This is a genomic window from Vibrio gigantis (genome assembly GCF_024347515.1).
Lineage (GTDB): Bacteria > Pseudomonadota > Gammaproteobacteria > Enterobacterales > Vibrionaceae > Vibrio > Vibrio gigantis.
The window spans coordinates 913,320-930,667 of the sequence record NZ_AP025493.1; the positions used below are offsets into that span (position 1 = coordinate 913,320).

The following is a 17,348-nucleotide window of genomic DNA, read 5'->3' on the forward strand; positions in this document are numbered from 1 at the left end:
GTGTTCCTTCTCTATAATTCAATTACTTATCTAGACAAGTTTGCTTAAATAGACATCTAAGATGCCTAGATAAACTTCTTACGAATGATTTGAGAAACGAAGTCGATAACACTGACCGTTACAATAACAATCGCCATAATCGCGGCAGTTTGTTGCAACTGGAAACCTGAGATAGATTGCCAAAGCAGCACACCAATACCGCCCGCACCAACCATACCCACAACCGTTGCCGAGCGAATATTCGACTCTAAGCGGTACAGCGAATATGAAATCCAAAGTGGCATAACTTGTGGAATTACACCGTATAGAATTACCTCAAATGAGTTTGCGCCTGTCGCTTTCACGCCTTCCATCGGGCCGGGTTCAATCGCTTCAATGGCCTCAGCAAACAGTTTGGCAAGCACACCTGTAGTGTGAATAAACAGTGCCATCACACCAGCAAACGGTCCCAGCCCAACGACCACTACAAACAGCATCGCAAACACCATTTCGTTGATAGCGCGTAGACAATCCATCAGTCGGCGAATTGGAAATGTCACCCAGCTCGGCATCAGGTTTTCAGCACTCAGAATGCCAAATGGAATCGCTAACAGAATCGATAACACGGTTCCCCAGATCCCCACTTGAATCGTCACCAGCATTTCGCTGAAGTACACATTGCTTTCACTGAAGTCAGCTGGAAAAAAGTCTTTACCAAGCTGAACCATGTTCTCCGGGTGTTCAAAGAACATCATTGGTGCCATTTCTGCGCCTTGCCACGCCCAGCTAAGGACCAGTAGCGTTATCACAGCAATTACGCCGTTTTTAATCGACAGCTTCGATGAAGGCTCGTAACGTTGAGTTATTGCAGTCATTGTTCTCTTACTCTGTTGTTGCGCCGCCCACAGCGGCGCAATAGTTGGGATTAACCTTTCAGCGCATCAATTTCTGTTTGCAGCTGGTCGATTTCCGATTGGTATTGCGCCATGCGATCTGTTCTGTCTTTCTCGTTTAGGTTGCTGTTGTTCTCCGCTTCAACTAGCTTCTTAAACGCTTCCATTTGACGAATGGGAAGTAATTGATTGTTATCAGTTGCCGCAAATCCAGACCACGCCAATTGGTGTAGGTTCTCAAGTTGCTGTTTATTACCGTTCTTGCCGTAGTTGACAAAGAAATCACGTGCTTTCTTCTTCATATCTGCATCGAGATTCTTGCGATACGTCACCACGTCTGAAGGAATAAGCTCTGACTGCCAAACCACCTTTAGTTTTTTGAACAACTCAGGGTTGCTCTCTTCAATACGGATAAGGTTCATAGTGTGGTTAGTTGCGACGTCCACTTGATTATTCGCAACCGCCATCACATTCGAGCCGTGACTTGCAATAACAGTACGGTCAAAGTCATTTGCAGAAATTCCGTTGTTTGCGAACGCCTCAAAGTTAGGGACTAAAAAACCAGATGTAGAATTTGGGTCACCATTACCAAGCTTGAGCGTTTCATGCTGATCGAGAACGTCTTGCAGTGTGTTGATGTTGTCATTTTCCGCATTGACGATAAGCAAGCTGTAGTAGCCTTGAAGGCCATCTTCATCGATGTAACGCGCAAATATCTCGGCATCAGCACGGTCCACCGCTTCCATTGCTGCTTTGTTGCCGTAATAGGCAAAATCAACCTTGCCAAAACGTTGCGCTTGAATGATTCCCGCGTAATCAGGGGCAAAATAGGCCTTCACTGATACCCCTAACGCCTCACCAAGATCATCTAAGAGAGGCTCCCAACGCTGACGTAAGTTTTGCTGAGCGTCAGTCGCGATAATGCCGAAGTTAATCTCTTCTTTTGCAATTGCATGGCTTGCGGTCAGCGTTGCCATAAGTGCAGTTGCTAGCGTTATCGCCTTCTTAATTCCCGACTTCATTGAATAAAACATCTTACTTCCCTGATATTTAGAACGACGCAGCAAGCACGTCAGATGGTTGAATATTTTGCATGTCGACTGATTTTTTCGAACGGTATAAACTTTCCAATTGTGGCTTGGTCAGCTCTGCACTTTTTCCTTCGTAAAACACTTGGCCATCTTTTAAAGCCACAATGTTTTCGCAATATTTAAGTGCATGGTCGACTTGATGAAGTGTGACGATGACTGGAATACCCTCTTTCTGATTGATATCAGTGAGTAGCTCCATCACAACACGAGCAGACTCAGGATCGAGTGAAGCAATAGGCTCATCCGCAAATATGATTTTGGCTTTCTGCATCAAAGCTCTAGCAATCGCTACACGTTGCTGCTGACCACCAGATAGGTTGCCAACACGTTGGCCCGCGAAGTCTTCCATGCCTACTCGACGCAGTGCTTCAAGTGCTTGTTGCTGCTGCTCAACCGTAAACATACCCGTTAGCGTTCTCCACTTAGGAGTAGAGCTCAATGCGCCAATCAGTACGTTGGTCATCACTGATAAGCGGTTAACGAGATTGAATTGTTGGAAGATGTAACCCGCTTGTGCACGGCAGTTGCGAACATTACTGTCTGCCTTGCCATTCGCCTGCACAGTTTGACCAAGCACGTTGATTTGAGAGTCCGCGTTCTTATCACCAATGATCAAGCCACTTAAATGTCGAAGCAGTGTTGATTTTCCGGAGCCAGATGGCCCAAGTAGTGCCGTCATCTTACGGCTGGTAATAGTCAGATTGATTCCATTCAACGCTTGATTTGAGCCGAATGTCTTGTTGACCTTCTTAACTTCAATGATGTTATTCATCGTCAGTGTCCCTGTTTGATTTAAGGCCACTTTGACGTCTAATTATTAAAGTTACGTGTCGGTTTATTTGCAGAAATGAAATATTTCAAGCGGTTAACCAACTTGTCTAGACAAACTTAACTCGCTGTTTTAAGTACAAAAAGAAGGAGAGATTTGATGGGGAATATCAACTTATATATAGAGGTAATTCACAGTAATTTGACAATAAAAAGCTCAATAGCCACGGCAACACCTTTTAACTCTCACCTCGATAAATAAGCACGTCCAATAACTAATAAGCTCGCATATAAAAAAAGCCCCCCATTATGGAATGCTCGTTTCACCTCGATCATAAATTTGTTCTAGATCATTAAAGTGTTCAAAAATGCAATCTTTGATTTTAAATATTTAAACTTTGATGGAGTTTACGAAATTAAACCATATTGAGGATGGTTTGGTGATCCTGTTCAAATTTCACTCTTAATTTCAGTTAAATTCCCGTTATTTGTGGACGTTTTAGACGCTTTTTAACGGTTTACAGAAGTTTACTGCATCTTGTTCAAATACCACCAAAGGAGTAGATTTCAGTCATCAAGTTCAAAAATGTAAACCGAAACTATGAATGTAAAACAAGTTAGATTCACCGATGAAGATAGAGAATGTTTAAGCAATTACTTCCGCTTAGCAGACACGCTCGCTGATTTGATTGGCCCCTATTGTGAAGTAGTCATTCATTCATTTGAAAGCTTAGAAAACTCGGTCGTAAAAATCGTCAACGGTCATCATACCGGTCGTGAAATCGGCTCTCCTATCACAGACTTAGGTTTACGTATGTGGAGTAAATTCGAGAAAACCGGCGAAGTTTCTCCAAAGAGTTATTTCACCAATGCAGCAGACGGTTCCCTACTTAAATCAACGACCTGTGTGCTAGCCGGACCACAGCAAAAGCCGATTGGCATGCTGTGTATCAACATGAACTTATCCTTCCCATTCCCTGAAATCGTTAAAACGTTGATGCCAACGTGCAATGTGTCTCAAACACTAGTCAGTGAGACTTTCAGCAAAAGTGCAAACGACGTGATTCAACAAGCGCTGACCGCTGCAATAAAAGAAGTGGAACAAGACGAAACGATTTCCTGCAAAAGTCGTAACAAAGCCATCATTCGTTGTTTATTTGATAACGGCGTATTTGAGCTAAAAGAGACGACGACACAAGTATCAGAACAACTTGGGATTAGCCGTCAGGCGGTTTACAAGTTTATCCGTGAATTTAAATCAGAATAAAACCAATAATTTAGGAGTTACATCGTGAAACAGATCATTGCCACTGAACAAGCACCAGCAGCTATTGGGCCTTACTCACAAGGTACGTCTTACGGCGACATGGTTTATACATCAGGTCAATTACCTCTCGTTCCAGAAACCATGCTGTTTGTTGAAGGCGGTATTAAAGAACAGGCTCGTCAGTCGCTAGAAAACTTAAAAGCTGTATTAGAAGCGAGTAACGCGGGACTGGACACAGTGCTTAAGACAACCTGCTTTTTATCTGACATGGAAAACTTCGTTGCCTTTAACGAAGTGTACACAGAGGTGTTTGGTACAGAGAACGCACCTGCTCGCTCTTGTGTTGAAGCAGCACGACTACCAAAAGACGCACTGGTTGAAGTTGAAGCCATCGCATATAAAAAATAACCGATTTAGGTATTAATGGGTATCATAGGAGATTCTCATGAGCGTTTCATTTATTGGATTAAGCATACTGTTCTTTGGGTTCTACGCACTGCTGTCGAACTTCAAAAAGCAAAAGAAAAGTTTTAATTTCCGCGTACTGAGTGCGCTTGCTGCTGGCTTGCTGTTCGGTGGCGCAATTCAACTTGTTTTCGGTGTTGGTAACGTCGCAACTTCCGGCTTTGCTGAACTGATTTCAGTGTTCGGTAAAGGCTACATCAAACTTCTACAAATGATCGTTATCCCACTCGTATTCGTGGCGATGATCTCTTCTATCATGAACGTTGAAGGTGGCGGCGCGTTATCTCGTATCGCACCAAAAATCATCGGTATTCTACTTTTCACTTGTGCAATCTCAGCGGCAGTTGGTATCGCAAGTATTTACCTATTTGGTATCGATGCAAACGCGCTAGTAAGCACCATTGGCACCAACAGTGCAATTGAAGCACGCGGCGATTCATTGGTAGCAACACAAGATGCAATGGCGAGTAGCGGTCTGTCTGGTATGGCTCTGTCTATCATCCCAACCAACATCTTTGACATGCTAACAGGCTCTCAGCGTACCTCTACACTATCGACAGTATTGTTCGGTATGTTCCTTGGTTACTGTATCCTGCAAGTGAAAAACCGTAAGCCTGAAAAAGTGCAAAACTTCGTTGATTTCATCAACTCTGCAAAGGAAGTTGTACTGTCAATGGTGCGTGAAATCTTGAAGCTAACGCCTTATGGTGTATTCGCTCTGATGACAACCTTCATGATGACCAACGACCTATTCGCACTCGCTGAAATGGGCCGCTTCTTGCTAGCGAGCTACGTGGCAATCGGCGTGATGTTCGGCATCCACTTCGTGATGGTATCGATGTTCGGCCTTTCTCCAGCCAAGTTCATGAAGAAAATCTGGCCTGTATTAGTATTCGGCTTTGGTTCTCGCTCAAGCATGGCGGCAATCCCACTAAACGTTGAAACACAAACTCAACGCCTAGGTGTAGACGAAGAAACAGCAAACATGTCAGCAACATTCGGTACCAGTATCGGTCAGAACGGTTGTGCGGGCATCTACCCAGCAATGCTAGCTATCATGGCGGCTCAAGTAATGGGTATGCCAGTTGACCTAGGCTTCATCCTACAACTGATTGCTGTTATCGCGATTGCTTCATTCGGTATCGCTGGTGTTGGTGGTGGTGCAACATTCGCAGCGGTAGCTGTACTAACAATCATGGGTCTAGATATCACAGTAGTAGCAATTCTAGTGTCTATCGAAGCTCTGATTGACATGGCGCGTACCGCGCTAAACATCTCAGGCTCTATGTTGTCTGGTGTTCTAACAGCTAAGAAAAACGGCTCACTGAACACAGAACAATACGATGCTGATGTAGCTGCAACAGTTTCAAAAGAAGCAGCAGTATAATCCCCACGTTTAATTAAGAGCACTCCCATGGGTGCTCTTCTGTTTTTCCTGAGTTCAGGTTATTTAGGTAATAAATATGAAAGTTGTTGTTATAGGCGGTAGCGCCGCTGGTATGAGTTTCGCAGCTAAATACAAACGTAATCAGCCATCAGACGAAGTCATTGTTCTAGATAAGCGTAGTTACATCTCTTTTGGAGCATGTGGTTTACCCTACTTTGCGGGCGGCATGTTTGACGACACAGAACGCATGATTTCTCGTACGCCAGAACAAGCGATTAAATCTGGATTAGACGTTCGTGTTGAAACAGAGATGGTCGCACTAGACCGCATTGAAAAGCAGATTAAAGTCCGTCATAAAGGCGAAGAGAGCATCATCGATTACGATATGTTGGTGATTGCTACAGGCGCGCGTCCAATCGTTCCTTCGTTCGGTGAATACAACTCAGAACACGTATATACACTGACAAGCATGGAAGATGGCTTAGCAGTAAAAGAAGCTTTGAAAGACAGTGACAAACAACGAGTGTGCGTAATTGGCGCTGGTTTTATAGGTCTAGAAGTGTTCGACGCAGCACATGGCCTCGACAAGCACGTAACCATCATAGAACGTGAACAGCACATAATGAGCCGCCAGTTCAGTCCAGAGATCATTGAAGTAGTTGAAGGGGCAATTAGAGAATCAGGTGCAGACCTTAAAACAGGGTGCAGCGTGTCTGCAATTCGTGACGCAGAGCAAGGCGGTTACATCGTAGAAACCGATAACGGTGATGTAGAAGCGGATGTCGTGATCCTATCACTCGGCTTCAAACCAAACGCAGAAGTATTCGAACTACCAAAAGCTGCAAATGGTGCATTGATAGTGAATGAATATGGCGCAACTGAAGACGCTTACATTCATGCTGTAGGTGACTGTGCAGTTGTTCATCACATGGCCTTAGGCAAGCCAGTATATGTACCACTTGCAACCACAGCTAACAAACAAGCGCGCATGATGGCTGATAAGCTAGCAGGTAAAGATACTTACATGTCAGGCTTCTTAGGTTCATCTTGCTTGAAAGTTCTCGATTACGAGCTGGCATGTACTGGCGTGAATGAACTTCTGGCGAAAGAACATAACTTAGATGTGAAAGTATCAACAATTTCAGACAAGAACCAGACGGATTACTACCCTGGTCAAGAGGACATCAAGGTTAAACTGGTTTATCACCCAGAAACCAACGTTCTTCTAGGTGGTGAGATCGTCGGTAAGAAAGGAGCGGTTGGTCGTATCAATGCACTAGCTGTCGCCATCACGGCGAAAATGACCACTCAGCAGTTAGGCTATATGGACTTCTGCTATGCGCCACCATTCGCACGGACTTGGGATGCTTTAAACGTAGCTGGTAACGTGGCGAAGTAAACCACCTCTAGAAAAATCACATAGAGCATTCAGTTAAACACAAAAGCAGAGCATAACCGCTCTGCTTTTGTGTAAGTTACAGTTTTATAAACGATCTGACGGTAAAACAAAATCGACATAGATCGCGAAATTAACGATCCCATACGCTTTGATAGTGTCCAAATCTAAATCATTACTTGAATATATCATCGCTGAGATCCCCATATTACTCAGTGTAATAGCATTTTTATATTCATTCCCAAGCGAACTGAGGTTATCACCTCGATAAGTTACAGCTCTTATTTTATTCAATTCAATCCAATCAATAATAAATGGCGTATTTAAATCAATATTTAATGCAACGTTATTGAACCCTAACTTTATTGCTTCATTATATTTTTTCAAACTAAAAACTTCGACAATAGATTTGTCTTTAACAATTATACTTTTTGATAATAGTACAAGGTTTTCTATTTTGTCCGTGACTAATACAACCTCATTCTCACTTAAAATTTCAATCGCCTCTAAAATATTTAAAGTGTGATAATTATCGTTAATTATTTTTAACTCAAACTCTTCTGAAGCAATAGGACCATTTTTATTAGAATTTGTCATCGAATGGAAAGAGTTCCAATCATGAACAGCGACGATCTTTCCATCCGACGATACAAGAAGATCTAGCTCTATCATCTTAAAACCATTTTCTATCGACTTCTCTACAGCCTCTAAGGAGTTTGTATATTTTAAACCATCGATTCCCCCGCCGGCATGTGCAATCAAACTGCCTGAATTAACGATAATATTGGAGATATTATTGTGCTTATTTGGATATGCCTTTACGTTGCCTCTCCATACATCAATGACTACACTCATCGAAGGACCAATAACATAAGCTATCCAAAAACATATGAGAACTAGACAAAATATTGATATTAAGACTCTGATTCCTTTAACTATCATGACATTTTACCTGTTGAGAACTGGAACTGATGATGAAGTGTGGCTTACCTTATCAATATTGAGTTTAAACATGTTATTTATAGCAACTATAATAGCATTTGTCGGTAATAGATTAGTATTTCTTTTACTGACAGTAATAATGACTTTTGATTTTGCCTTACGAATAAATTCTCTCAGCTTAGACGTAGGTGTATTAGGTTCTATTTTAGAGTCCAACCGAGGCGAAGCGCTAGAATATATAAAAAATATAAGCATAACCATATACACCAAGATAGTCCTATTTTTTTTAATGGTTTTTTTATCTTTTAATATGGCATTAGGGAAAGTAAGGAGGTCATTTTCGATTATTATGATGACTCTTTTCTCTAGCATATTAGTTGCAAAAATGTATAGCTTGCATGATAGTGAAAAAACAACTTATCTTAACGAAAGCTACTTAAAGACAATTCATCATGAAGTGTGGTTTAGATTTTTGGGGCTAATTACATTTATTAAACCTATATCTTTGTATTATGAACTTTCTCTTATAGATGGGGGGAAGTCTGTGATTTTATCAAAATGGAAAGATGTTTATACTGATGAGACACATAAGGACATTTATATTGTAAATATTGGTGAGTCTGTTATTAAAAATCACTTTCCATCATATAACAAAAACGTAGGTGATATAGATAGTGCGGAAATATATAACGGAGTTATTTCACCATCCGTTGTCACATATTTTTCAGTACCGAGAATATTATCAAAAAGCATAGGCGCAAATAAACATGACAAAAACCTAAATGTTATAGACCTAGCTAATGATGCTGGAATGAAAACTTATTGGATATCAAATCAAGCTAAAATTGGGCAGTACGAAACGCAAGTATCAACAATCGCAAGTAGAGCACATTACCAACACTACGAAAACACATCTTACGAGAAAGCTAAACCCGACAATATTCTCCTACCAGAAGTTATCAAAGCAATTCGTGAAGAAACTGATAAGCCGAAAGTCATTTTCATTCATACAATGGGCTCACACTATGATTTTTGCCAGAGATTTGAGGAAGAGGTTTCACTAAAACCTTCCGATAATGAGTATCTAGAATGCTACAAAAAATCCGTGATTTATGGCGTAACTTTTATAGAGAAAATTAGAGAGCTACTAACAATGTATGACAAGACATATAAAATCATCTACTTTTCTGACCATGGCCTAACTTCTGTAGACGCCCCTCCCTACTTAATTCACGGAACAGGCTCACACTTTTCAAGGCAAGCAGTAGAAGTACCTTTCATAACAATGAGTGACGATCAACAAGAAACGAAAATGCATTCGGTCAAATATAATCTGAGAGATTTTTCAGACACATTTGCACAATGGGCAGGAATATCTTCAAAACAGACAGAGCAAAATAAAAGTATCTTCAATACCAAGTACGTCGGAAAGGAGTATGATTCCGTGTTAACAAGTGAGTTTAAGGTAAGAAAAATCGACTAAGCGAACAACTAGTACAAAAAATCCGAATACCAACATTCTCCTCACACCAAATTAACTCTGTCTAGCGCTCTATAAGCTCATACCAGCTTGATTCTACTTACACAAAATAGCGGTAACCTTGATAGTAGAGAACCTTGTGAGACGATTATAGAGCTCTGCCAATAGTCGTACTCAAATCAACTACAAAGGTTATTCTTTGGAGAACTACATTAGTAATTTGAAACTGTAGAAACGAAAAGCCCGAAGATTATTGAAGTAGTTGAAGGGCTATTAGAAAATCAAGTGAAGAGTTAAAAACAGGTTGCAGCGTGTCTGCTATTCATGATGCAGAGCAAGGTGGCTAACCGATAACGGTTGTGTAGAAGCTGATGTCGTACTCCTGTCACTCAGCTTTAAACCAAATACTGAAGTATTCGAACTACCAAAAGCTAAAAATGGTGCATCGTTAGTGAATGAACTTCTGGCGAAAGAACATAACTTAGATGTGAAAGTATCAACTATTTCAGATAAGAACCAAACCGATTACTACCCAGGCCAAGAAGACATCAAGGTTAAACTGGTTTATAACCCAGAGACTAACGTTCTTTTAGGTGGTGAAATCGTAGGTAAGAAAGGAGCCGTTGGTCGAATCAACGCACTAGCTGTTGCTATCACGGCGAAAATGACCACCCAGCAGTTAGGCTATATGGACTTCTGCTACGCCCCCCCATTCGCACGGACTTGGGATGCGTTAAATGTTGCAGGTAACGTAGCAAAATAAGCGATGACTAGTTAGCTACATTCCCAAAACACTAAAGCAGAGCCTAAACGCTCTGCTTTTTAATACCTTAAGCCTAGAGCTCCCCTTATCGAGAACGATACTGCTTGATTTTGCATAACAAATACAAATTGTTCTTAGTGACAAGATATCAGCGAAAATTATGTTTTCCATACAATGGATCCAAATCCCCCCCCTCTTAGCTCCATTAACAATATTTCACATTGATACGAAATATGTCCTCTTCTTGCTATTTATTGTCTCTATCTTGTTACTTGTCAAAAGTTGAGCACTATATAATTTACACCTCTAATTTATCAATGAGGTGTTATTTGTCATATGTTTTCACAGCACATAAAAAATAATATTAAGAACTCGATTTCATTAATGTTTATATTATTCATTATAATACCATCATTAACTGCATGTGGTGGTGGCGGTGGCGGTGGCGGTGGTGGTGGTGATAACAAGAATGAATTTCTTACAAAGAAATTAGAAAAGATCACGATCGAAGAGGTACATCATAAAAATATCCTAGAATCTCACGAAGCTATGTCAAATAAAATGCTAATATTTAGAGCAATCGGACATTATAGCGATGAGAGTACAAGTGATATCACATCATCAGTAGAGTGGAGCAGTAGTCAATCTAATATCGCTAGTTTTTATCAACCTGCACAATTAAGGACATATCAAGTAGGGAAAACAAGCATTATAGCAAAAGCAAAAGCAAAAGCAAAAAATATTAGTGCCACTTGGTCACTCTCTATATTAGAGCCCGTTGCGATTACAATTTCATCTCGAGTCAAACCATTTGACTTTGAGAATAACCAAATACTTTATGTTCCAAAGGAAACCTCAATATCACTAGATAGTATTGTTGAATGGAATGATGGTTCGAAACGTGATGGTGCAAATTATGTTTTGTGGATACAAACAGGTGACAGTTTTGCTCAAAATTTCTCCGAAAAAAATTGTTTCAGAGCCACAGGAGACATTGGTGAGATCACAAGTTTAACGGCTAACTTTGATGGGTTTTCAAGCAATGAAATTTCTCTAAGTATCAGTGATGCACAGCTAAAAAAAATCATTATTAGACCAGTTTCCAACTATGAGAATACGACTAAACTAAATAACGCTTTATATGGGACAAGCCGAGAATTTACTGCAATGGGTGTCTATCAAGGCCCAAGAGATACTCAGGAAAGTAAAATCGATATCACAAAAGATGTAAAGTGGGCCTCAAGTGCACCTGATATATTCAATAATGCTGAGGGTAACAATATTTTTACCGCTAGTAGTGAAGCTGGAACAAGCAAAGCTATAATATCTGCAAGAATGTTTGATGTTGAAAGTAATGCACAAGAAATGACAATTGCTGATGCCAAATTGGAATCTGTTGAAATTATTGGTGAAGATAACTTTAATAATTTGGTTAACAATATTGAATTTTCACTTTCCGCAGTCGGTCATTATAAAAGTAATACATTAGATGACGAGGATATTACAGCTGACATTACCTCTTTTGTGAACTGGTCAAGCTCAGATGATAAAGTGCTAAAACAGACGGGGCATAATACTTTCATACCAATAAAAGAGTCTAACAACATATCCGTCACTGCAGAAATTAATGGTAAAGGTTATAAGGTATCGAAAAAATTTAACGTTGTTGCGGGAAAACTAAAAAGTATTACAATTTCTGAAATACATAACTATCCTAATCATCCAGTTACAAATACCGTTCCATACAATAAAAGTCGAACTTATAAGGCTATCGGAGAGTACACTATCAATAATTCCAGTGATACTGTTTCGTTAGATATCACAGATAATGTCAAATGGCAGTTAGATCAAGATGCAGAAGAGGAAGCTTTTCGTTTATCAGGCAGTACTGTACTTGCTGTTTCACATAACCAGAGCTCAGCAGCTATATTTGCCATCGGCGACAATAAAACAAAAGTAACCAGTAACCTTATAAAGCTAACTAACATCGATTTTAATAAAGCATTTACCTTAGGAACCCATGAATACAGCTTATCTGAGTTCATGACAAGTAGGATTGGATTCCGCTATCATTATGAAAATGGTTTTGCGTGGGGTATAAGTACATGGCAGGATTCGGTTACTAGTTGTAAAGATTCGGGTAAGAGTCTAGCTTCAGAAGAAGAATTGCAGACTATTCAGGCGACTATAGGTGATGTTGGCAATGCTTTTGGCTGGCCAGTCGGTAATGGTGAACTTGAATATTGGACAAGTAATTCGGGAGGCACACCTAAAAGTCATATAAGTAAAAATATGAATATTTTGGGTGGAAGTTATATCGAAGAGGACTGGATAGAAAATGCGAGTATTTGTGTATCAGATATTGATTAAAAAGATATCTTAATCTGTAAGTAATGAAAAGCCAGTTGGTATCTACCAACTGGCTTTATTTGTTCTTAGCAGCATGCTTCTTTTCGATGTCTATCAGTCACGTAAGGGTGGTGAGTAAGTGTAGAAAACGGTAACTGTAACTCCTAAATCAGAAAGCAAATGTACCCTATTAGCAGAAATCTCATCAATCTCACGGTAGCGTCTTCTCACCTCCCAACGAATGCGTAGGTTTCTCGTTGGTACTTACGTGCACATACAAAGACGTTGAAAGCGTGTTAGGCAGCTTTGGTAGAAAGCATACAAAAAGCTCTATTCTAAACGCTCATTTACGTCTCATATGTATCACGATAACCGTCCGCAATCATATCGCCCTTGATACACCAAGCATCTCTGCAGAACCGAAAGCCAACCATAGAACCTTTTCAACGCTATGATGCCGGTACGACTTATTACGGTGCGTCCAGCGCATAATGTACGTGTTTGTAAGTGTTCCATTACATGAGCCTACAGCGCAACTTACAAGCTCACAGAGTAGTTAGGCTGAACCATAAACACTGCAGCCCGTACGCCAATAGAGCTTTGAATAATACAAATTTTAGATACAAAAAAGCCCGCTGATTTCTCAGCGGGCTTTTCAATGGTGGTGGAGGGATAGGGATTTGAACCCTAGAACCGCTATTAACGGTTGCCGGTTTTCAAGACCGGTGCTTTCGACCACTCAGCCATCCCTCCAACAAATTGTTACTAAAACCAGTCTTAATTGTATGCTGTTTCTAGTTTTGCTTTCAGTATTTCTCTAAACGATAAGCTAACTGAAAACGTAATTTAAAGCCTGGCGATGTCCTACTCTCACATGGGGAAGCCCCACACTACCATCGGCGCTATTGTGTTTCACTTCTGAGTTCGGCATGGAATCAGGTGGGTCCACAATGCTATGGTCGCCAAGCAAATTTTGCTTTTACTTTCAGTTTTTAAAAACTGAAGGCAAAATAATCTGGAAAACTGTATTTAAAAGTGTCTCTTCAAACTCATTCAAGCGTTTGTACTTTGTTTCTGCTTTTAAAAAGCGGAGACAAATAGTTTTGAGTCCACAAAACCCCTTGGGTGTTGTATGGTTAAGCCTCACGGGCAATTAGTACAGGTTAGCTCAATGCCTCGCAGCACTTACACACCCTGCCTATCAACGTCGTAGTCTACGACAACCCTTTAGGACACTTAAAGTGTCAGGGAAAACTCATCTCAAGGCTCGCTTCCCGCTTAGATGCTTTCAGCGGTTATCGATTCCGAACTTAGCTACCGGGCAATGCCATTGGCATGACAACCCGAACACCAGAGGTTCGTCCACTCCGGTCCTCTCGTACTAGGAGCAGCCCCTTTCAATTTTCCAACGCCCACGGCAGATAGGGACCGAACTGTCTCACGACGTTCTAAACCCAGCTCGCGTACCACTTTAAATGGCGAACAGCCATACCCTTGGGACCGACTTCAGCCCCAGGATGTGATGAGCCGACATCGAGGTGCCAAACACCGCCGTCGATATGAACTCTTGGGCGGTATCAGCCTGTTATCCCCGGAGTACCTTTTATCCGTTGAGCGATGGCCCTTCCATTCAGAACCACCGGATCACTATGACCTGCTTTCGCACCTGCTCGAATTGTCATTCTCGCAGTCAAGCGGGCTTATGCCATTGCACTAACCACACGATGTCCAACCGTGTTTAGCCCACCTTCGTGCTCCTCCGTTACTCTTTGGGAGGAGACCGCCCCAGTCAAACTACCCACCAGGCACTGTCCGTAATCCCGATTCAGGGACCAACGTTAGAACATCAAAACTACAAGGGTGGTATTTCAAGGACGACTCCACCACATCTAGCGACGCGGTTTCAAAGTCTCCCACCTATCCTACACATGTAGGTTCAATGTTCAGTGCCAAGCTGTAGTAAAGGTTCACGGGGTCTTTCCGTCTAGCCGCGGGTACACTGCATCTTCACAGCGATTTCAATTTCACTGAGTCTCGGGTGGAGACAGCGTGGCCATCATTACGCCATTCGTGCAGGTCGGAACTTACCCGACAAGGAATTTCGCTACCTTAGGACCGTTATAGTTACGGCCGCCGTTTACCGGGGCTTCGATCAAGAGCTTCGACCGAAGTCTAACCCCATCAATTAACCTTCCGGCACCGGGCAGGCGTCACACCGTATACGTCATCTTACGATTTTGCACAGTGCTGTGTTTTTAATAAACAGTTGCAGCCACCTGGTATCTGCGACTCTCGTCTGCTCCATCCGCAAGGGACTTCACTGATAAGAGCGTACCTTCTCCCGAAGTTACGGTACCATTTTGCCTAGTTCCTTCACCCGAGTTCTCTCAAGCGCCTTGGTATTCTCTACCCGACCACCTGTGTCGGTTTGGGGTACGATTCCTTACAATCTGAAGCTTAGAGGCTTTTCCTGGAAGCATGGCATCAATGACTTCACTACCGTAGTAGCTCGACATCGTATCTCAGCGTTAGTAGCGGTCCGGATTTACCTAAACCACCCGCCTACGTACTTGAACCTGGACAACCGTCGCCAGGCCCACCTAGCCTTCTCCGTCCCCCCATCGCAATTGTAAGAAGTACGGGAATATTAACCCGTTTCCCATCGACTACGCCTTTCGGCCTCGCCTTAGGAGTCGACTTACCCTGCCCCGATTAACGTTGGACAGGAACCCTTGGTCTTCCGGCGAGGGAGTTTTTCACTCCCTTTATCGTTACTCATGTCAGCATTCGCACTTCTGATACCTCCAGCAGCCCTTACAGACCACCTTCAACGGCTTACAGAACGCTCCCCTACCCCACATACCCTAAGGTACGTAGCCGCAGCTTCGGTGTATAGCTTAGCCCCGTTACATCTTCCGCGCAGGCCGACTCGACCAGTGAGCTATTACGCTTTCTTTAAATGATGGCTGCTTCTAAGCCAACATCCTGGCTGTCTGAGCCTTCCCACATCGTTTCCCACTTAGCTATACTTTGGGACCTTAGCTGGCGGTCTGGGTTGTTTCCCTCTCCACGACGGACGTTAGCACCCGCCGTGTGTCTCCCGGATAGTACTTACTGGTATTCGGAGTTTGCAAAGGGTTGGTAAGTCGGGATGACCCCCTAGCCTTAACAGTGCTCTACCCCCAGTAGTATTCGTCCGAGGCGCTACCTAAATAGCTTTCGGGGAGAACCAGCTATCTCCAGGTTTGATTGGCCTTTCACCCCTAGCCACAAGTCATCCGCTAATTTTTCAACATTAGTCGGTTCGGTCCTCCAGTTGATGTTACTCAACCTTCAACCTGCCCATGGCTAGATCACCTGGTTTCGGGTCTAATCCTAGCAACTGTACGCCCAGTTAAGACTCGGTTTCCCTACGGCTCCCCTAAACGGTTAACCTTGCTACTAAAATTAAGTCGCTGACCCATTATACAAAAGGTACGCAGTCACACCACGAAGGTGCTCCTACTGCTTGTACGTACACGGTTTCAGGTTCTATTTCACTCCCCTCACAGGGGTTCTTTTCGCCTTTCCCTCACGGTACTGGTTCACTATCGGTCAGTCAGTAGTATTTAGCCTTGGAGGATGGTCCCCCCATATTCAGACAGGATATCACGTGTCCCGCCCTACTCGTTTTCACTGATTATGATGTGTCGGTTACGGGGCTATCACCCTTTATTGCGAGACTTTCCAGACTCTTCACCTGCATCATTAAAAGCTTAAGGGCTAATCCAATTTCGCTCGCCGCTACTTTCGGAATCTCGGTTGATTTCTCTTCCTCGGGGTACTTAGATGTTTCAGTTCCCCCGGTTTGCCTCCTGTTGCTATGTATTCACAACAGGATACTTACTTATGTAAGTGGGTTTCCCCATTCAGGAATCCCAGACTCAAAAGGTTATTACTACCTAATCTGGGCTTATCGCAAGTTATTACGCCTTTCATCGCCTCTGACTGCCAAGGCATCCACCGTGTACGCTTAGTCACTTAACCATACAACCCGAAAGGGTCTCTGTTTTACTTTCACTTTTGAAAAGTGAAAACAAACTAGTATGGCAACTAACCAAGGTTTTGGTTGTCATCAAGAAGGGTTAATTCTTGATAACTGTTTGCCGGACTCAATTTACTTTTTGTTTCCACTTTTTAATAAAAAGTAGAATCAAAAAATGAACAATCATTTCTGATCGTTCGAATACAAGACACTTGAATGTGTTTGTTGTGCTTATGCTGTTCTTATTAAATAAGAGCAGATAAACATTGAGAACTTTTAAATTTGATTAACTTAATCACAGCCTTGAGCTGTTTGATTTCACTTTTTAAAGTGAAAACCAATTAAGTAATCAGTCAGCTTTCCAAATTGTTAAAGAGCAAGAGTTTTTAAAGCGTAAACTTTCAAAACCATTTTTAAAAACTCTCCGAAGAGAATGCTTAAAGATGGTGGGCGATACCGGGCTCGAACCAGTGACCCCCTGCTTGTAAGGCAGGTGCTCTCCCAACTGAGCTAATCGCCCATAAAGTTTCCTTTTGTCTTCACT

Annotated in this window: 10 protein-coding genes, 2 tRNA genes, 2 rRNA genes and 1 pseudogene; 7 read left to right on the forward strand and 8 right to left on the reverse strand. The window is 42.1% G+C overall.

All coding sequences use genetic code 11. The annotated features are described in order from the left end of the window. Positions 1-65: 65 nt before the first annotated feature. Genes phnE through phnC form a run of 3 tightly spaced genes read right to left on the reverse strand, consistent with a single transcriptional unit; the run spans position 66 to position 2,735 of the window. Positions 66-854, reverse strand: coding sequence for a phosphonate ABC transporter, permease protein PhnE (gene phnE / locus OCV56_RS20175; RefSeq protein WP_086712478.1), 789 nt, complete (start codon positions 852-854; stop codon positions 66-68). A 50-nt stretch (positions 855-904) separates the two neighbouring features. Beyond that, positions 905-1,906, reverse strand: coding sequence for a phosphonate ABC transporter substrate-binding protein (gene phnD, locus OCV56_RS20180; RefSeq protein ID WP_086712477.1), 1,002 nt, complete (start codon positions 1,904-1,906; stop codon positions 905-907). 16 nt (positions 1,907-1,922) lie between these two features. Continuing rightward, a complete protein-coding gene (phnC, locus tag OCV56_RS20185) occupies positions 1,923-2,735 on the reverse strand; it encodes a phosphonate ABC transporter ATP-binding protein (RefSeq protein WP_086712476.1) in 813 nt (270 codons plus the stop codon). 597 nt (positions 2,736-3,332) lie between these two features. Here phnC and OCV56_RS20190 point away from each other — a divergent pair. From OCV56_RS20190 to OCV56_RS20205, 4 genes are all read left to right on the forward strand, one after another. After that, positions 3,333-3,998 (forward strand): helix-turn-helix transcriptional regulator, encoded by a 666-nt coding sequence (locus tag OCV56_RS20190; protein WP_017111553.1) that lies wholly within the window; start codon positions 3,333-3,335, stop codon positions 3,996-3,998. 24 nt (positions 3,999-4,022) lie between these two features. Beyond that, positions 4,023-4,406, forward strand: a complete 384-nt coding sequence (locus OCV56_RS20195) for a RidA family protein (protein WP_086712475.1) — start codon at positions 4,023-4,025, stop codon at positions 4,404-4,406. A 37-nt stretch (positions 4,407-4,443) separates the two neighbouring features. Next, positions 4,444-5,850, forward strand: coding sequence for a cation:dicarboxylate symporter family transporter (locus tag OCV56_RS20200; protein WP_086712474.1), 1,407 nt, complete (start codon positions 4,444-4,446; stop codon positions 5,848-5,850). Positions 5,851-5,926: 76 nt separating this feature from the next. Beyond that, positions 5,927-7,249, forward strand: coding sequence for a CoA-disulfide reductase (locus OCV56_RS20205; protein WP_086712473.1), 1,323 nt, complete (start codon positions 5,927-5,929; stop codon positions 7,247-7,249). 84 nt (positions 7,250-7,333) lie between these two features. Here OCV56_RS20205 and OCV56_RS20210 read toward each other — a convergent pair whose 3' ends face one another. Continuing rightward, positions 7,334-8,188: a glycerophosphodiester phosphodiesterase family protein gene (locus tag OCV56_RS20210; RefSeq protein ID WP_086712472.1), complete on the reverse strand. Its 855-nt coding sequence runs from the start codon at positions 8,186-8,188 to the stop codon at positions 7,334-7,336. A gap of 70 nt (positions 8,189-8,258) precedes the next feature. Here OCV56_RS20210 and OCV56_RS20215 point away from each other — a divergent pair, with 70 nt between their 5' ends. The 3 genes and pseudogenes from OCV56_RS20215 (at position 8,259) to OCV56_RS20225 (ending at position 12,801) form a co-directional block, all read left to right on the forward strand. Continuing rightward, a complete protein-coding gene (locus tag OCV56_RS20215; RefSeq protein WP_086712471.1) occupies positions 8,259-9,671 on the forward strand; it encodes a sulfatase-like hydrolase/transferase in 1,413 nt (470 codons plus the stop codon). Between the two features lie 237 nt (positions 9,672-9,908). Continuing rightward, a pseudogene (locus OCV56_RS20220) lies at positions 9,909-10,431 on the forward strand (CoA-disulfide reductase); the annotation flags it as partial. Between the two features lie 336 nt (positions 10,432-10,767). Next, complete coding sequence (locus OCV56_RS20225; protein WP_086712470.1) at positions 10,768-12,801, forward strand: hypothetical protein; 2,034 nt, start codon at positions 10,768-10,770, stop codon at positions 12,799-12,801. Positions 12,802-13,442: 641 nt separating this feature from the next. On the opposite strand, the gene OCV56_RS20230 is transcribed toward OCV56_RS20225, so the two are convergent. From OCV56_RS20230 to OCV56_RS20245, 4 genes are all read right to left on the reverse strand, one after another. Then, a tRNA-Ser gene (locus OCV56_RS20230) sits at positions 13,443-13,533 on the reverse strand. Between the two features lie 98 nt (positions 13,534-13,631). Further along, a 5S ribosomal RNA gene (gene rrf / locus OCV56_RS20235) occupies positions 13,632-13,747 on the reverse strand. 165 nt (positions 13,748-13,912) lie between these two features. Then, a 23S ribosomal RNA gene (locus OCV56_RS20240) occupies positions 13,913-16,806 on the reverse strand. A 442-nt stretch (positions 16,807-17,248) separates the two neighbouring features. After that, positions 17,249-17,324 (reverse strand) — tRNA-Val (locus OCV56_RS20245). Positions 17,325-17,348 lie beyond the last annotated feature (24 nt).